The sequence below is a fragment of the Arthrobacter sulfonylureivorans genome (genome assembly GCF_022637435.1).
GTDB lineage: Bacteria > Actinomycetota > Actinomycetes > Actinomycetales > Micrococcaceae > Crystallibacter > Crystallibacter sulfonylureivorans.
This window is the reverse complement of the sequence record NZ_CP093326.1, coordinates 2,015,336-2,031,182: the sequence shown is the minus strand read 5'-3', so window position 1 is coordinate 2,031,182 and position 15,847 is coordinate 2,015,336. Positions and strand designations below refer to the sequence as shown.

Here is a 15,847-nt window from a genome sequence, read left to right as displayed (position 1 = left end):
TCTCACATTAAAACCCGGCTCCGGCAGCATCCGACAGGGATGAGAATGCCACTCAGATGTCGAGTCAGACTCCTTCACTGCCTCCAAGCCATCGTGGATCAACCTGTGACCATCGGCGCGCTTCCGGTCGCCGTGGCCCAGACCGAAGGCGTCATGGTCGGTTATCTGCCCGGGCTGGCGATGCGCCGCATCGCTGACCTGCATCCGGGCGAGTCAAGACCGACGCCGGGGCGCGGCCATCATCGCCGAGGCTGCCCGGACCATGCCGCACACGATGCACTCGATCCCGGTCACCGACGAGCAGACGGCAGAATTTTCGATGCTCCGCGGCTTCGATGACGACCTGGCCGTCGTGGTGATGGATATTCGTCGCTCAAGCGCCTTTGCGCGGTACTCCATCAAACCGGAAAGCGATAAGGTGCCCATGTGGCTGAGAAGGTATCGGCGAGCAAAGTCGTTGCGTTTCGGCTCAACGCTCACAACCTCACGAAACGCTTGGGTGGTGACGGACTGCTCGAAGCGGCAGGCCGGTGCGGAATTCAGAACAGCCCGCCCGGGTCGGCGCTGCTGGCCCTTCATGCCAGGGTCCGGGACATCACGCAGGAACGACTGGCGGCAGCGATCGCTGAAGACAAGAGCCTTATGCAGACGTGGTGTATGCGTGGCTCGCCATTCTTCTTCCCGGCAGCCGACGCACCGGTGTTTACCACCGGGGTGTCGCCCCCGACCGAGGAGGCGATGCGCCACTTCATTCCCGGCGTGGAGCAGACGATCGCCGAACTCGAAATCAGCCTTACGGAGGCGGTCGAGTTGTGTGGCGACGAGATTCACACGGTCCTGTCCGGCCTAGACTCGCCATCAATGAATTGGGACAGGAGCTCGCCCGACGTATTGCCCGCCGACTGACGACACGACAGCGCAGCATTTGGGAAGGAGAAGGACCCTACGCACCTAACCAGCCGCTCGGCGAAGGTGTGGTGCACTTCTGCATTCGGATACTCACCTTGCAACGGAAGATCTGCTTCGCCCCCCGCACGGGAAACCAGTCACCTTTCGTCCTGGTCGAGGAGTGGCTGGGCCACGCTATTCCGGATATCGACCCCGACGTCGCACGTGCCGAACTGCTTCGCCGCTACCTGCGCCGCTACGCACCATCCACGCGAGTCGACTTCGCTGCGTGGCTGGGAGTCAATCCCGGCGACACCGGCCCCTGGTGGAACCTGATCCAGGAGGAACTGACGCCTATCGAGTTCGGAGGCACATCGTGGATCCTCACCGAGGACCTCGACGCGCTGCGATCCGCACCGCAACCCGAAGGAGTACGTCTGCTCCCACCCCACGACCCATACACGCAAATGCGCGACCGCGAGACAATCGTCGACAAGAGGCGTCACCGGAGACTGTGGAAGACCGTCGGCGAACCGGGCGCGATCCTCTTAGGCGGCAAGATCACCGGTACGTGGCGGCCACGCAAGAGCGGCCGGAAACTGACCGTCACCGTCACGACCTTCGACTCGGCTTCAGCGCGTGACAAGAAGCTGCTTCAGGACGAAGCGCAGCAAGTCGCACGGTTGCGGGGCGCATTGTCCGCGGATGTCGTGTTCGACTCCCAGTGACGCTTCCTACCATGATTCACCTGCTCGAATGAGTTTGACTGAAATGCATCCAGATGAGGCCTCAGGACGAACAGCTGCACGTTCGATCGAACCTAAGCACTCACACAGGCTGCAGTCTCCGAGCATGCTCAAGTTCCCGCAAGAAGCGTGAAAATTCACGCGGACTTCCCATGGATGCCTCCCGGATACAGCCACCTCTGCGCTGGCTTCTTGCGCTGGCTTCTCTTGCCAGTCCCGGAGTCCCTGGCAGAAGAACGTCGAGCGACGACTCTGCGCCGCTACCGGCATGAGGGTGCAAAGACTGTGTTGACGGCACCGGCTTATTCTTCATCAGGTCCGGGAACACTCCCCGCGGACCAAGCCATTCGAACAATGAAATGGCTGTCGGCGCTGTTCCTGGCGATGATTGCTCCGGCGGCACCGGACAGCTTTACACCGAACTGTATTTCCATGTGTTCCGGCGCCAGTTCAGCCAACGCTTCGACCGCCGCGGCAGCAGCCGGGCGCACAGCAGTCAGGGCATCTTCGAGGCGGCGGCCTGCATCCACAATCCCTTGCTCGTTTCGCAATGGGTGATCCACACCGTAGCTGTCCTCGTCTACCTCGACCAGCACGGAGCCGGACCCCAATTCGTAACGAAGCACCTCACTCATGTGGCTCCCCTTCCTGCACAGCACGTGCACATGTTCTCGAGGACGTTTCCGCACCCATTGCCGCTCTAAACGATGCGGTAGGACGCCACTTCTGGGCTAACGTCTGATGGGCTCCCCCACCGACGGCGCGGGACGGATGCGACCGGATCAATCATGCGTGATCTGGATTTTCTGATGGGGGCGCTCCGCCTCTGCTTGGGGGACCGGAGCCTTGACTTCGAGCACGCCGTCCTTGTAGGTGGCGGTGATTTCCTCCTGCTTGATTCCCTTAGGCAAGGGGATCAAGCGGGAGAATGATCCGTAGCGGAACTCGGAGCGGTAGTTACCCTTGTCCTTCTGCTCGGTCTTCTCGCGTCGTTGGGCGCTAATTTCCAGCTGGCCCTCGGAGAGCGTAATCTCCACGTCTTCCTCAGGATCAATGCCCGGAAGCTCCGCGCGGACCGTCAGAACATCTTCCTTGACCTCCTCTTCTACCCGGATCATGGAATGCTCCGATTCGCCTTCGAACATTCGGCGGAACGGTCCCATCATGTTAAAGGGTGAGTGACGCTCGAACGGCGACCATCTCAGCAGATCACTCATTTTTCCTCCTGTGGCAGGGGCCAGCGGATTGCCGACCACGTCGACGCAAGTGTTCCCGCGCTCCCTAAAACGCCTTCCCGCGGTGGCGAGCACCCCATCGCCCCGCTGCAATGTGCAGAGAGCGGCCGGTATTGCGACACGAGAGCATCGTATTCCCTCATCCATCAGCCGGGTAGAATTGCTGCGGCTAAACGTAGCACTCTCCTCGAAACCCTGTTGCCCTGCCCACTTGGCAAATATTCACATCAGCAATATCGGTGCAGGCAATCGCACAGGTCAAGCAGCGCCCCAGCTGACGCTCCCCCGCGTAGCGGTAATAGCGCCAATGGGATGGAAGTATCGAACCGCGGGGATTCAATATTGACCGTGCTAACGTCGCTGTCGTCGTGGATCCGCCGGCCGCTGATCAGGCGCCGAGTGGCCGCTCCGGTGCCGAGCACTGCGGGGAAGCCGTTCGCGGGCCACGATGGAGTTGTTGGCTTAAGCCGCCGATGTCGGTGACCACGGCCGAGGCCAACGGGGTTCATGGTGCACGCGGCTCATGCGGCTTCCCCCAAGCTTGTTAATGTTAGCCATGGTTTTGCGTCTAATCCGCCCGGCAGTGCCGGTTCCCCGCTACTGCGTAGAATTCACGTTTCGAGTACCGGGTTATGTGCCATGCCAGCGGTTTCACCGCCGTCAATGACGAATTCGGCCCCGGTAACAAACGTAGATTCATCGCTGGCGAGATAGAGCACGAGGTCAGCCACTTCTTCCGGCTGGCCTACCCGGCCCAGGGCTACATGTGACGTATTCGGTGTGAGTGATTCCGTCATGGGCGTCACGATGAATCCCGGATGCACTGAATTGACGCGGATTCGGTCCCGGCCCAGATCGAGCGCGGCAGCTTTGGTCAGACCGCAGACCCCGAACTTTGATGCTGTGTAGCCCGGAAGCTGTTCATAACCGCGGAGTCCGGCTATCGATGAGATGTTGATGATCGACCCGCCGCGACGCTCTTTGAGCGCCGGGACAACCGCGGTCATCCCTAGAAAAACTCCGGTAAGGTTCACGGCGATGACGGCATCCCACTGTTGTCGGGAGTATTCCCCGATCGCCCCGAAGTTCACGATGCCGGCATTGTTGACGAGTATGTCCAGTCCACCAAAACGCTTCACCGTTTCCCGCACTGCGCTGTTCCAGTCTCCGCTGCTGGTGACGTCGAAACGCAGGCACGCGCCCACCTCCTCCTTCACTTCAAACTCCGCTGGATCCAGAATGTCGCCGAGCACGACTTGTGCACCTTCCGCCGCCAGCTTTGCACCGATCGCAGCACCTATCCCCTGTGCGCCACCGGTGACAAGAGCGACTTTTCCATTCACCCGGCTCATGACCGCTCCTTTGTCTAGCTGCTCCACTAAGTATCCTTCCGGAGGCCGTGCTCCGCGAGACCTCCGGTCAACCAAATCCTTCCGGCGCGAGCCGCTGCAAGCACCCGGCCGCGTCCCTGCGGGACCGGCACAGCGGATGTCCTTTAGCGGTTCCGGCCACGGCCGACGGCACTGATACACGTGGGTCGCCGGCATGGCGTGCCGGCACAATCACGCCCTTCGACATCCTGGCTGCAGCAAGCGACCTCGTTTGAGCGGAGAAAACTCAACGCTCGGAGTAACCTGTCAGGCACACGGGCTGCTCCTCCGTCTCCTGCCGTGGGCCGCTATCCCGGAAACCGGTGAATCAATCCGGAGTCATCAGGAGCACCATGAAAGATCATCGTCCCCCACGTCTGCGCTTCCTGGGCGCTACCGACACGATGACCGGTTCCAGGTACTTGATCGAGGCACGGGGCAGGCGCGTTCTGATCGACCGCGGACTCTTCCAAGGCTATAAACGGATCCGAGACCGTAACCGCACCCGGTTCCATGTTCCACCAAGGGCTCTCGACGCGGTAATTCTCACGCATGCCCATCTGGATCACAACGGTTACATTCCGGGCGCCGGTCCGCGACGGTTTCAGCGGGCCGGTCTATGCCACCCCCGGCACTGCGGATTTGTGCAGGCTGCTCCTTCCGGACAGCGGCTGCCTCCAGGAAGAAGAGGCCAAACACGCCAACAGGATGGGATCCACCAGGCACCATCCCGCAACCCCCTCTACACAGCAGCTGACGCGGTGAAGTCGCTGAACAACTTCCGGAGCTGGGACTTCGGCTCCCCTATCCCCCTCGGCGAAGGCCTTAAAGCAACCTTCATGCGCCGGGCACATTCTGGGAGCCGCTCAGATCCTCCTCACCGCTGTTGAGCGGTCTGTGCACTTCACCGGAGATCTCGGCCGCCCCAATGACCCGTTGATGCGGCCACCCCGGGCACTGGGTGCTGTAGACGTGCTCGTGGTTGAATCCACATACGGAAACCGTACCCACCCGACGACCGACCCCGAACAGGAACTCGGTGAAATTGTCACGCGAGTAGCCAAGAGGGGGGGCGTTGTCATGATCGCTTCCTTTGCGGTAGGACGGGCGGAAAACGTGCTGCTGCACCTTTCTCGGCTCCGCCGCAAAGGCGGTATACCTGATATTCCCGTGTACCTGAACAGCCCCATGGCCATCGATGCGTCCGAAATGTACAAGCGCCACCCCGAGGAGCACAGGCTCCGGCCGGAAGAATTCGACGTCATGTACCGTCTGGCTACGCCCACCAGGAGCGTAGATGATTCAAAACTGCTCGACCCGAGGGGCGGTCCCATGATCATCATCTCCGCCAGCGGCATGCTCAGCGGTGGCCGAATCTTGCACCACCTCGAGACCTATGGCCTGGACCCGAGAAATGCTGTCGTCCTCAGCGGTTACCAGGTCGGCGGGACCCGGGGCGCTTCACTTGCCTCTGGCGAGAATGTACTGCGGATCTATGGCCAGAATGTAAGGATCCGGGCAGAGGTCATCCAGCTCGGCAGCCTCTCGGCCCACGCAGACTCGACGGAACTGCTTAGCTGGATGCGCCCGGCCCCCAGCGCGCCGACAATGACTTACATTATCCACGGAGAGCCCGATTCATCCGACGCGCTCCGCGTCTTGATAAAACATGAACTTGGCTGGCCTGCCCGCGTACCCGAATATCGTGAAAGCGTCCATCTCGACTATCCCCGCTAGTGACAGGAAGAGACGCTCGCACTACTGGCAGAACCGGGGCGGTCTCCCCCACCTGCCGTCCCATCCGCCTGAGCGATAGTCGGTCTTGGAGTGTGCCATAGCCAGTGCCCCGCCACGGCCAGAAGGCCACCCGGCAAAGGATAAGGCTGGCTTCCGGCGGCGGCCAGAGCCCGTAGTGAAGAGCCAACTGCCGCAATCAACCTCATCTGAGGACAACCATGGTCAAGTATCTAGGAACGCGCCACCGCATCAGCCCGTCAGGCTGGCTTCTTCCGTGTTTGGGGGGGTGTCCCTATGTTCTTCGTCAAGGGGTCAGGCTGCCCTGAGTTGGGGTGGTTCGTAGAGGGTCATGTCTCGGAGCATGGCGAAGAGGACATCACAACGGCGTCTGGCCAAAGCGATCAAAGCTTGGTTGTGGCGTTTACCCTCGGCGCGTTTCCGGTCGTAGTAGGCGCGTGAAACCGGGTCCTTCAGCGCTGCGAAGGCGGAGAGGAAGAGGGCGCGTTTGAGGACTTTGTTGCCCTTCCTCGACGAATGATCGCCGCGGATGGAAGTGCCCGATCTCCAAGTCACCGGTGCGAATCCGGAGTAGGAGGCCAGATGTCCTGCGGAGGCGAATTCCTTGCCGACGATCTCGGTGATGATCCGTGCTTCCGTCCTGACGCCGACCGCCGGCATGGATGTCAGGACGAGGTGAAGAGGGTGGGCCTCCACGAGTTCTTCGACCCTGGCCAGAATCTTGGCGCGGGAGGTGCGCAGCTGCACCAGTTGCGCGGCGAGCTGCGGCAATACGATGCCGGCGGCGCCGGTGCCGGATACCACCACGGTCTGCTCGCCGAGGGCGGTGAACACCTCGGCCGCCCAGCGCTTGCCGGCCCGCGGCGCGAACTTGCGCAGCAGCACGGCCACGCGGGTCTGACCTGCCTTTCGCTGGGCGTCCGGGGTCGGGTACCTGACCAGTAGCTCGGCCATCGCCCGGTGGTCCAGGTGGGGTCCGATCGCCCGTTCCAACGCAGGGTGGATCTGGGTCAGCAGTCCCCGGATCCGGTTGGAGGCAGCCGTTGCCTGCTTGGCCAGGTCGTCGTCGAAGCCGCAGAGCATTGAGAGTTCCGCGGCCTGTTCATCGGCTAGGGCGATGGCGCGCAGGGTGTGGGGCATGGTCCGGGCCGCTTCGGCGATGATCGCCGCGTCCCGGGCGTCGGTCTTGGCCTCGCCCGGGTGCAGGTCCGCGATGCGGCGCATCGCCAGGCCGGGCAGGTAACCGACCAGGATGCCTTCGGCCTGGGCCACGGCGATCGGCAGGGCACCGATTGTGGCCGGCTGGTCGACCACCAGGAGCAGGGTTCCGTGCCGCGTGAGGGAGGCGATGATGCCGCGCAGTTCCGCCTCGTCCTGGGGCAGCGCCTTGTCCAGCAGTTTCTTGCCGTTGCGGTCGAGCGCGACCGCGTGGTGGTTGCTTTTGCCGACGTCGACGCCGATAAAAACGTCGACGAGGTGGTGGTCTTTGATCACGCTTCCTCCAGGCACTCCGTTGTGATGACAGTGCTGGCTTGTCCTGCGGCGGCAGAGCTCGGCATCCACGTTACGGCCGACCTGCCATGGTCAAAGCTTCGGCTGGTCTTGTCCCCATCAGCGATCCTCTGGCGCCTATCGGACCCCGGTGACAACACCCCCGGATCATCAACGACTGGGGGCACAAACCATGCCGGGGCCGACAGGCCAGCAACCCTGATTCTTACCTATTCAGGGCCCACAAAGAAGGTAACGGGACAGGGGGCGCGCCCATCCGGTTGCCGGTTGTCGCGCTGGCCTAGGCGATGTCGTGGTCGTTGTGGTCTTTGGCTTCGCTGAAGGGGCGCGGCGGTGTTCTTTGTGCCCGTCGTGGCCGGAGGGTTTGGCCCGGCAATAGCAGCCGCGGTAATGCTGGGGTTCACCTGCGATCTTTGCGGGAATGGGTGCGGTCCATCGAGGCCTGGCGGTGCCGTTGCGGTTCTATGCCTTCGCACTGCTGCTCCCGACAGACCTGCAACTGAGCATGGAGGCTGCCCTGTCGATGGGGCGGCGCGGCGATCGACTGGGCGTCACTTCCCGGGAGGCTGCCCAGGTATCTGGATTCGGTGGCAATAACGGCTGTGCTGTTCGGCGGCATGGAGGAATCCGGAGGTAATTGTGGAAGGGCTCATAATTGGCGGCGAACTGCGCTCGTAGGCTGTGCCGGAATCAGACCGACCCGAACGTAAGGTGAAGCATGGAATTCCCAGACATTATGCTGACCGTCATCGGTGTGGGACTGATTCTATTGATGGCCACCGATGTCTTTCATACACTCCTCTATCCCCAGGGTGCGGGTCCAGTTTGCAGAATGATCATGCGCGCATTGTGGCTGCTGTCCCGACAGTTCGCCGGCCGCGCCGTCACCGTTGCGGCCCCCGTCGCCATGGCAGCCGTGATCGGGGCATGGGCGTCGTTATCCATCATGGGGTGGGCTCTGGTGTACCTTCCACACTTACCGGACGGGTTTGTCTATGCAGACGGCATCCCCCGACGTGGGGACCTCGGCGAAGCCCTTTACATCTCGATGGTCAGCCTGTCCACGGTTGGCTACGGTGAAATCGTTCCGGCGGCCCCCTCGCTTCGCCTGGTGACTGCAGCGCAGGCCGTCACCGGCTTCGGGTTGCTCACAGCCACGGTCTCCTGGATCTTGCAAACATATCCCGCACTGAGCCGCCGCCGCGCTCTTGCCCACGAACTGAACCTGTTCCGACAGGCCACCGGCGCGCAGGGCATGTCCGCCCTGACGCCCGGACATGCCGCTGCACTGCTTGAATCGTTCGCCAGGAGTGTAGCCACTGTCAGCATGGACCTGCTGGCATTCAACGAGACGTACTACTTTCACGAAGCACAACACAGAGGATCGCTGCCGGCCACCCTAGCCTATGCACAACAGCTCGCCTCCGAAGCCCAGGAAAACACCAACCCTGACCTGCGCTTCGCCGGCCGGATGCTGCATGCAGCCCTGGAAGATCTGGCCGACGTCCTCCGCGGAAAATTTGGCCATGTCGGCCAAACCTCCTCAGCGGTATTTCAAAGCTACGAAACGCGCCACAGGCACCGCCGGAAGCCGGGCGGAACGGCAAGCTAGGACGATTTCCGCTCCTGCAAACCCGCTGTTGACTAGGCAAGCATCACGGACTGGACAGTGCACATTGCTCCTGGGTTTGGAATCTACAGGATCTGCTGGGAAACCGTATGGGCAAGCGGGACGGCCGCACGCTTCTATGGTCGGAGAGATGATGACTTTCCGAGCGCTGGCAACGCGCCGCTTCAGTGGTCAGGTGGTGCAGTCGTGCGCGAGGATCTGGGCATGATGCGGGTCGTTGAAGCCCGTTAGAAGGAACCAGCAAAGCGCGGCGGACGCCGTTGCCATGCAATCGGACATGGAACGGTGCGGCGTCGGCGACTAGCGGTGCGTTGGCTCTGCCCGGACGACGGCGGGTGCCGCTTCAGCGATCGCACCGTATTCATTTGTGGGCACCACCAGCATGGGGATGCCCGATTTCGGCGAGGAATGGCCCGGCACTCCCCCAGCCCGACAACCGCCTCGTTGGCCGCCGCATCCATGTGATGCCCAGTGGCCCGAGCTCGGCCAGCACCTGGGGCAGTCGGTGGGTCGCACCTTTCAGAGCCATTTCCGCTTCCTCGTCCCATGCGGCTGCCGTGTCGGTGATGTCCCGCATGTCGTTACGGCCCGGTGACGCTCGGGTTTGCTGCCTATGCTCGGCATTTACCACCTGTCAAAGAGCGGCAGTCGGACAAGTAACCAGATGAGAGGACCAATCCATTGGCCAGACTGGTGGCATCCCTCGCGGATCGTTGCCAAACTGGTGGACCGAAGTGTGCTGGCAGGCGGGCGGGGCAGTCATGGCCTGACGTAGGCCCAGCCCTCCCACTGGCGCTCCGCCAGGTGCGCCACTGCTGCCGAAACGGTGCCAATGCCGACGGTAAGGACTTCTGCGTCCAGTCCTATAGAGCGCATGCTGTTTCCACAGGCAAAAATTTCCACACCCAGGTCCTGGACTTGGGTTATGGCCTCGCTCAGGGGCGAGTCTGCAGCGAGCAGCCGGACACCGGGCCCTTGGACCACTACTTCGATGGCCGCTGCGGGCTTGAGTGCGGCGCGGGCGTTGACTGAACTGCGCAGGATACCGGCCATAGTGTCCGGCTCCAGCGGACCTGCTGCATGGATGAGCAGACCGGGACCGTTTGATCCTTGTGGCACCAAGGGGGTGCCTTCACTGACGGACAATACTCATTCCGTTAGTTTGCTCAAGTCGGCGAGGGCCTTGCGCAGGCGACTGCCGGCGTCGTCGGCAACTTCTTTGACAGCCGGCGCAGCGCTGAGCTGGACCATGGTCTGCGGATCGATGGCCTCAATGATGGTGGTTCCCCCGTCTTTGCCTTGACGTACGACGACGTTGCAGGGCAGGAGCGCGCCGAGTTCGGGCTCGGCGGCGAGGGCGCGGCTGGCCAGGGCCGGGTTGCAGGCGCCGAGGATGACGTAATCACCGACAGCGTCCGCCGCTTCAGCACCAAGTTTGGTTTCAAAGGTGGAGCGGACGTTGATTTCCGTGAGGATTCCGAACCCCTGGGCCGACAGGGCGTCCCGGGTGCGGTCCAGGGCTTCGGCCCATGGAAGGTCGACGGTGGTAGTGAGGGTGTACGTCATGGTTCTCCTTGGGCTGCGCGACAGCAGGTCTGATTAGGCGAGGGAGAGGAAGAGCTTCTCCAGGTCTTTCTTGTCCATCGTTGCATCCTGCTGGACGATGCACTGCTCGAGGCCCGTGGCAATGATGGCGAACCCGGCCCTGTCCAGCGCCTTCGATACGGCGGCGAGCTGGGTAACGACGTCCTTGCAGTCCCGGCCTTCTTCAAGCATGCGGGTGACAGCGGCCAGCTGGCCTTGGGCTCGCTTCAGACGATTGATGACGGGGGTGAGTTCTGAGGGATTGAGTTCCACGGGTTTCTCCAATATCGAGGCTTGCATCCATTCTATACCCCCCAGGGTGTTTGACTACCCCCCGGGGTATCTGTGATACTCGGTGGGGTATTCACCCGACCCCTTCCGAGAGGCCAATCATGACTTCCCCTTCCGCGGCACCCGCTGTTACCGCACTCGCCCCTGAGACCCTCCAGTCCTGGTTCAAAGAGCACCAGGACCTCGTGGTGATCGATGTCCGCTCCGCCGCGGAGTTCGAGTCCATGCACATCCGCGGCTCCTACAACGTGCCCCTGCCGCTGCTGTCCGAGCACACGGACGAGCTTGCCGCCCGCCTGGGGTCCCGCGTGGTCCTGGTCTGCCAGTCCGGAGCCCGTGCCGAGCAGGCCCGGCAGCGCCTTGCCAAGTCGGGCATCGACACCGCCTACGTCCTGACCGGTGGCGCACCCGGCTTCGCCTCTGCCGGCGGGGACGTGGTCAAGGGCAAGGACCGCTGGGACCTTGAGCGGCAAGTCCGCCTGGTGGCCGGTTCCCTCGTGGTCCTGGGCCTGGCCGGCGGCAAGTTCGTCTCCCCGAAGATTCGGACGCTTGCCGGGGTCATCGGGGCCGGACTGACCTTCTCTGCAGCCACCAACACCTGCGCCATGGGCCAGGCCATCTCGGCCATGCCGTGGAACAAGGCCGCCAAGGAGCCCACCCGCGAAAGCGCCATCCTTGCCCTGCCCGTCAACATCGAGATGAATGCCGAGGCCAAGGCATCATGACCCTCACCCTGCTCCTGGTTGTTGCCCTGTCGGTAGTCATCGGGCTCTCGCTCGGCGTCCTGGGCGGTGGCGGATCGATCCTGACAGTGCCGATCCTGGTCTATGTGGCGGGCTTCGAGGCCAAGGAAGCCATCGCAGCCTCGCTATTCGTCGTCGGCGTCACCTCGGCAGTGAGCGTGTTCAGCCATGCTCGCGGCGGCCGGGTGATGTGGCGGACCGGCCTGATCTTCGGTGCTGCCGGTATGGCCGGCGCGTTCGTCGGCGGCCTCCTGGGCGGGCACATCCCCGGCCAGATCCTGCTCATCGCCTTCGCGGTGATGATGGTGGCCACCTCCGTGGCTATGCTGCGAGGTCGGAAGAAGAAGAAGAACGACGGCGGCGCCGCGCCGGTCAAGCATGAACTGCCCCTGGGCAGGGTGCTGCTGGACGGGGCCGTCGTCGGGCTCGTCACCGGTCTGGTCGGCGCGGGCGGCGGATTCCTCGTGGTCCCGGCCCTTGCACTGCTCGGTGGCCTGCCGATGTCCGTTGCCGTGGGCACCTCCCTGGTGGTCATCGCCATGAAGTCCTTTGCAGGACTCGCCGGATACCTCACCACCGTCCAGCTCGACTGGGGCATCACTCTCGGGGTGACCGCCGCCGCCATCGCGGGCACGCTCATCGGATCCAAACTCGCCGGCCGCATCCCCGAGGCAGCGCTGCGCAAAGCCTTCGGCTGGTTCGTCCTGGCCATGGGCACCTTCGTCCTCATCCAGCAGGCACCCGCCGACCTGCAATGGTTCATCGCAGCAGGCGTCGCAGCCCTCACGGCAGCCACCGCCGGCATCTGCTGGTTCTTCATCAGCTCCTGCCCCCTGCGCAACCGCAGGGGGCAGGGGGCACCCTGCGCAACCGCAGCGGTCGGCGGCGCAGCGACATCCTAACCCCCGCCTGAACCCGCCACCACCAACCAAGGAGAACACCATGGGCCTCATCAGCTCCCTGAAAAAAACCTTCAACAAGCCCTACAAAACGGTCTCAGTAGCTGAGGCCAAGGACCTCCTGTCCTCAGGCGCAGCGCTGATCGACGTCCGCTCCGTCCAGGAATGGCGCTCCGGACGGGCCTCACAGGCGAAGCACATCCCACTGGACCGACTGCACACCAGCACCGCCGGTATCAACAAGAACCGGGCAGTGATAGCCATGTGCCAGTCCGGGGTCCGCTCCGCTTCAGCGGCCAAGCTCCTCGCCGCCCAGGGCTACGACGCCTACTCCCTGCGCGGGGGCATGAGCGCCTGGCGCTCGGCCGGCGAACCCGTCCGCTAACAACAGCCCACACTATTTTGAAGGAAAACCCCCATGGCTGAAATCACCATCACCGAAGCCGAACAGCGGCAGACCACCGCCCGTATCCTCGATGTCCGCGAGGACTTCGAGGTCGAGGACGGAATGATCCCCGGCGCCCTGCACATCCCCATGGGCCAGCTGCAGGCCCGCCTGTCCGAACTAGACCCCGCTGTACCCGTCATTGCGGTCTGCCGCAGCGGCAACCGTTCAGCCCGCGTGGCCGACGCCCTCAACGGAGCCGGATTCTCGGCGGACACCATGGCCGGCGGCATGATCGCCTGGACCCGAGCCGGCCTCCCCACCACCTGACCCCTCCGCCACCACCCAGGACAACTCCCGAAAGGACATGAAAGACGATGGCAACCATCGACCTCACCGAACAGAGCTTCGCCGAAACCCTGGAGAGCAACGAGATCGTCTTCGTTGACTTCTGGGCAGCATGGTGCGGCCCGTGCCGCATGTTCGCCCCCACCTACGGCAAGGCGGCAGAGCGGCACCCGGACATCACCTTCGCCAAGGTGGACACCGAAGCCGAACAGGCCCTAGCCGCAGCCGCGAGCATCACCTCCATCCCCACCCTGATGGCCTTCAAGGACAAGACCCTGGTCTTCTCCCAGCCCGGAGCCCTCAACGCCACCGGCCTGGAAGAAGTCATCCAGGCCGTCAAGAACCTGGACATGAATGAACTCCGCGCCCAGGCCGGACCCCAGAACGTGTGATGCGGTGCCGGGCGACCATGCGCACCGCACTGTAACGGCAGACGAACTCGCCACGGTGTGCCCCCGCGCAATGCTGGTGGACGTGCAGAGTCGTGAAGAACATGCCACCGCGCATGTACCGGGGAGCCTGAACATCCCGCTCGAAGAATTGCCCTCCCGGCTTGCCGACCTGCCCAACAGCACGATCTATATGCTGTGCGGGTCAGGAAAACGCAGCAGCCAGGCCGCACGGATCCTTACCGACCGCGGATACCAGACGGTCAACGTAGCCGGCGGGATCACCGAGTGGTACCGGGCAGGCCACCCGGTCACCTATCAACAAGCCCCGGAAAACCCGTTGCGGCAACAGCCGGGCCATCCCCCGGCAGGCCTGCGCAGACTCCTGCACAAGCTGTTCCTCAGAAAAGCGGCCTAGGCCGCAGTCTAGTTGCAGGATACCCCCGGGGGTATCTATACTGAATGCAGAACCAGCCCCTTCCAACCCCCTTTCAACTGAAGGAGAGCACCAGATGCTTATCGAGCGTATTTACGATGAAGACCTCGCCCAGGCCAGCTATCTGATCGGCTGCCAGGCCAACGGCACCGCCGTTGTTGTGGACGGCCGCCGCGACATCGCGGTGTACCAGGATCTAGCCAAGAAAAACGGCATGAAGATCGTTGCCGTCACCGAAACCCACATCCACGCCGACTACCTTTCCGGCACCCGCGAACTCGCCGCCGCCACCGGCGCGAAGATCTACGTCTCCGGCGAGGGCGGACCGGACTGGCAGTACGAATTCGACGGTGGACGCCTCTACGACGGCGACAAGATCACCATCGGCAACATCAGCATCCAAGCCCTCCACACCCCGGGCCACACCCCGGAGCACCTGTCCTTCCTGGTAACGGACGGTGCGTTCAGCGACCAGCCCGGCTACCTGCTCTCGGGTGACTTCGTCTTCTCCGGCGACCTGGGCCGGCCGGACCTGCTGGATGAAGCTGCCGGCGGCATCGACACTCGTTTCGAAGGTGCCAAGCAGCTATTCGCGAGCCTGCGGGACAAGTTCCTCACCCTGCCGGACTACGTGCAGGTCCACCCGGCCCACGGCGCTGGCAGTGCCTGCGGCAAGGCCCTCGGCGCCATCCCGTCCTCCACCGTGGGCTACGAGCGGCTCTACTCCTGGTGGGGCCCCTACCTCGCCGCTAATGACGAGCAGGGCTTCATTGATGAGCTCCTTGACGGCCAGCCCGACGCGCACGCCTACTTCGGCCGGATGAAGCGGGAAAACCGTGAAGGCCCTGTCGTGATGGGTGAGCGGACGCCGCTGCCCGAACTGGCAACCGGCACCGTCGCTGCAGGCCTAGCCGAGGACACCCTGACCCTCATCGACACCCGCCCCAACAGCGAGGTCCACGAAGGCACGGTAACCCGTTCCCTGAACGTACCGGCAGGCAAGTCCGTGGCCAGCTACGGCACCTGGGTAGTGAACCCCGAGGCCGACAAGAACCCCCTCGTACTCCTGGCGAAGGACCAGGAAACGGCGCAGGACATGTGGGACCATCTGGTCCGGGTCGGCATCGACAACGTCGCCGGCTACGTCACCAGCATCGAAGGGCTCCCCACCACCAGCCCGAAGCTCATCCAGCCCGAGGAACTCGGCGGCTTCGACGCCGCCATGGTTTTGGACGTCCGCAACAAGACCGAGCACGCGGCCGGGCACATCCCCGGTTCGCACCAGCTCAGCGGCGGCCGCCTCATGTGGCACCTGGACGAACTGCCTGCCGAAGGCACCATCGTCACGTACTGCCAGAGCGGGGTACGCAACTCGGTCGCGGCCAGCGCTTTGCGCCGGGCCGGGTACGACGTCGTCGAACTCGACGGCAGCTACGCAGCCTGGACCGCCCAGCAGAACTCAGTCGCCACGGCCTAACCAGGCATAGACACCGCCAAGGCCGACCGGGCAGGTGCTTCCGGCAGCCTAGGTGCTCCGCCAGGGCGTGTCCCCACGCGCCCGGGCAGCCCCGTAGGTCGATTTCGGAGTTATCCTCGCACGCGCTGCTTCTCTACCGTTTAATCCGGGTCTGGCACA

The 15,847-nt window shown here is 63.3% G+C and carries 19 protein-coding genes and 1 pseudogene; 13 read left to right on the top strand and 7 right to left on the bottom strand.

The features are described 5' to 3' along the window. Positions 1–90 precede the first annotated feature (90 nt). The 3 genes and pseudogenes from MNQ99_RS09520 to MNQ99_RS19015 form a co-directional block, all read left to right on the top strand. Positions 91–349, top strand: a pseudogene (locus MNQ99_RS09520) (IS110 family transposase); the annotation flags it as partial. Between the two features lie 77 nt (positions 350–426). Next, positions 427–906, top strand: a complete 480-nt coding sequence (locus tag MNQ99_RS19020; protein WP_277883529.1) for a DNA glycosylase AlkZ-like family protein — start codon at positions 427–429, stop codon at positions 904–906. Further along, positions 867–1,616, top strand: a complete 750-nt coding sequence (locus MNQ99_RS19015; protein WP_277883528.1) for a DNA glycosylase AlkZ-like family protein — start codon at positions 867–869, stop codon at positions 1,614–1,616. Before MNQ99_RS19020 ends, MNQ99_RS19015 begins: the two co-directional genes overlap by 40 nt. Positions 1,617–1,936: 320 nt before the next feature. On the opposite strand, the gene MNQ99_RS09510 is transcribed toward MNQ99_RS19015, so the two are convergent. The 3 genes from MNQ99_RS09510 to MNQ99_RS09500 form a co-directional block, all read right to left on the bottom strand. Further along, entirely contained in the window at positions 1,937–2,269 is a 333-nt protein-coding gene (locus tag MNQ99_RS09510; protein ID WP_241912773.1) for a CU044_2847 family protein, read from the bottom strand. 147 nt (positions 2,270–2,416) lie between these two features. Beyond that, the gene (locus MNQ99_RS09505; protein ID WP_241912772.1) at positions 2,417–2,851 is read right to left on the bottom strand and encodes an Hsp20/alpha crystallin family protein; all 435 of its coding nucleotides are present in this window, start codon (positions 2,849–2,851) and stop codon (positions 2,417–2,419) included. Between the two features lie 629 nt (positions 2,852–3,480). Beyond that, positions 3,481–4,221, bottom strand: a complete 741-nt coding sequence (locus MNQ99_RS09500) for a glucose 1-dehydrogenase (protein WP_241912771.1) — start codon at positions 4,219–4,221, stop codon at positions 3,481–3,483. Positions 4,222–4,592: 371 nt separating this feature from the next. Here MNQ99_RS09500 and MNQ99_RS19260 point away from each other — a divergent pair, with 371 nt between their 5' ends. Beyond that, a complete protein-coding gene (locus MNQ99_RS19260; protein ID WP_338423085.1) occupies positions 4,593–5,129 on the top strand; it encodes an MBL fold metallo-hydrolase in 537 nt (178 codons plus the stop codon). Positions 5,130–5,211: 82 nt separating this feature from the next. Beyond that, positions 5,212–5,976, top strand: coding sequence for an MBL fold metallo-hydrolase RNA specificity domain-containing protein (locus MNQ99_RS19255; RefSeq protein WP_338423084.1), 765 nt, complete (start codon positions 5,212–5,214; stop codon positions 5,974–5,976). A gap of 312 nt (positions 5,977–6,288) precedes the next feature. Here MNQ99_RS19255 and MNQ99_RS09490 read toward each other — a convergent pair whose 3' ends face one another. Next, complete coding sequence (locus tag MNQ99_RS09490; RefSeq protein ID WP_422387528.1) at positions 6,289–7,485, bottom strand: IS110 family RNA-guided transposase; 1,197 nt, start codon at positions 7,483–7,485, stop codon at positions 6,289–6,291. A gap of 757 nt (positions 7,486–8,242) precedes the next feature. On the opposite strand from MNQ99_RS09490, the gene MNQ99_RS09485 reads away from it, so the two are divergent. Beyond that, positions 8,243–9,118, top strand: coding sequence for a potassium channel family protein (locus tag MNQ99_RS09485; protein WP_241912769.1), 876 nt, complete (start codon positions 8,243–8,245; stop codon positions 9,116–9,118). 777 nt (positions 9,119–9,895) lie between these two features. On the opposite strand, the gene MNQ99_RS09480 is transcribed toward MNQ99_RS09485, so the two are convergent. The 3 genes from MNQ99_RS09480 to MNQ99_RS09470 form a co-directional block, all read right to left on the bottom strand. Next, positions 9,896–10,189 (bottom strand): DsrE family protein, encoded by a 294-nt coding sequence (locus MNQ99_RS09480; RefSeq protein ID WP_241912768.1) that lies wholly within the window; start codon positions 10,187–10,189, stop codon positions 9,896–9,898. A 96-nt stretch (positions 10,190–10,285) separates the two neighbouring features. Then, positions 10,286–10,702 carry a DUF302 domain-containing protein gene (locus MNQ99_RS09475; protein WP_241912767.1) on the bottom strand — a complete coding sequence of 139 codons (417 nt, stop codon included), beginning with the start codon at positions 10,700–10,702 and terminating at the stop codon, positions 10,286–10,288. Between the two features lie 33 nt (positions 10,703–10,735). After that, positions 10,736–10,993: a metal-sensitive transcriptional regulator gene (locus tag MNQ99_RS09470; protein WP_056083890.1), complete on the bottom strand. Its 258-nt coding sequence runs from the start codon at positions 10,991–10,993 to the stop codon at positions 10,736–10,738. Positions 10,994–11,112: 119 nt separating this feature from the next. Here MNQ99_RS09470 and MNQ99_RS09465 point away from each other — a divergent pair, with 119 nt between their 5' ends. The 7 genes from MNQ99_RS09465 (at position 11,113) to MNQ99_RS09435 (ending at position 15,688) form a co-directional block, all read left to right on the top strand. Beyond that, positions 11,113–11,736, top strand: a complete 624-nt coding sequence (locus MNQ99_RS09465) for a rhodanese-like domain-containing protein (protein ID WP_241912766.1) — start codon at positions 11,113–11,115, stop codon at positions 11,734–11,736. Continuing rightward, on the top strand, positions 11,733–12,656 hold the full coding sequence (locus MNQ99_RS09460; protein WP_241912765.1) for a sulfite exporter TauE/SafE family protein: 924 nt from the start codon (positions 11,733–11,735) through the stop codon (positions 12,654–12,656). The genes MNQ99_RS09465 and MNQ99_RS09460 overlap by 4 nt, the downstream gene beginning before the upstream one ends. Positions 12,657–12,696: 40 nt before the next feature. After that, a complete protein-coding gene (locus MNQ99_RS09455; protein WP_241912764.1) occupies positions 12,697–13,038 on the top strand; it encodes a rhodanese-like domain-containing protein in 342 nt (113 codons plus the stop codon). Between the two features lie 33 nt (positions 13,039–13,071). Continuing rightward, the gene (locus MNQ99_RS09450; protein ID WP_241912763.1) at positions 13,072–13,368 is read left to right on the top strand and encodes a rhodanese-like domain-containing protein; all 297 of its coding nucleotides are present in this window, start codon (positions 13,072–13,074) and stop codon (positions 13,366–13,368) included. 47 nt (positions 13,369–13,415) lie between these two features. Continuing rightward, the gene (trxA, locus tag MNQ99_RS09445; protein ID WP_241912762.1) at positions 13,416–13,778 is read left to right on the top strand and encodes a thioredoxin; all 363 of its coding nucleotides are present in this window, start codon (positions 13,416–13,418) and stop codon (positions 13,776–13,778) included. A gap of 70 nt (positions 13,779–13,848) precedes the next feature. Next, positions 13,849–14,193 (top strand): rhodanese-like domain-containing protein, encoded by a 345-nt coding sequence (locus tag MNQ99_RS09440; protein ID WP_241912761.1) that lies wholly within the window; start codon positions 13,849–13,851, stop codon positions 14,191–14,193. Between the two features lie 94 nt (positions 14,194–14,287). Next, complete coding sequence (locus MNQ99_RS09435; protein WP_241912760.1) at positions 14,288–15,688, top strand: MBL fold metallo-hydrolase; 1,401 nt, start codon at positions 14,288–14,290, stop codon at positions 15,686–15,688. Positions 15,689–15,847 lie beyond the last annotated feature (159 nt).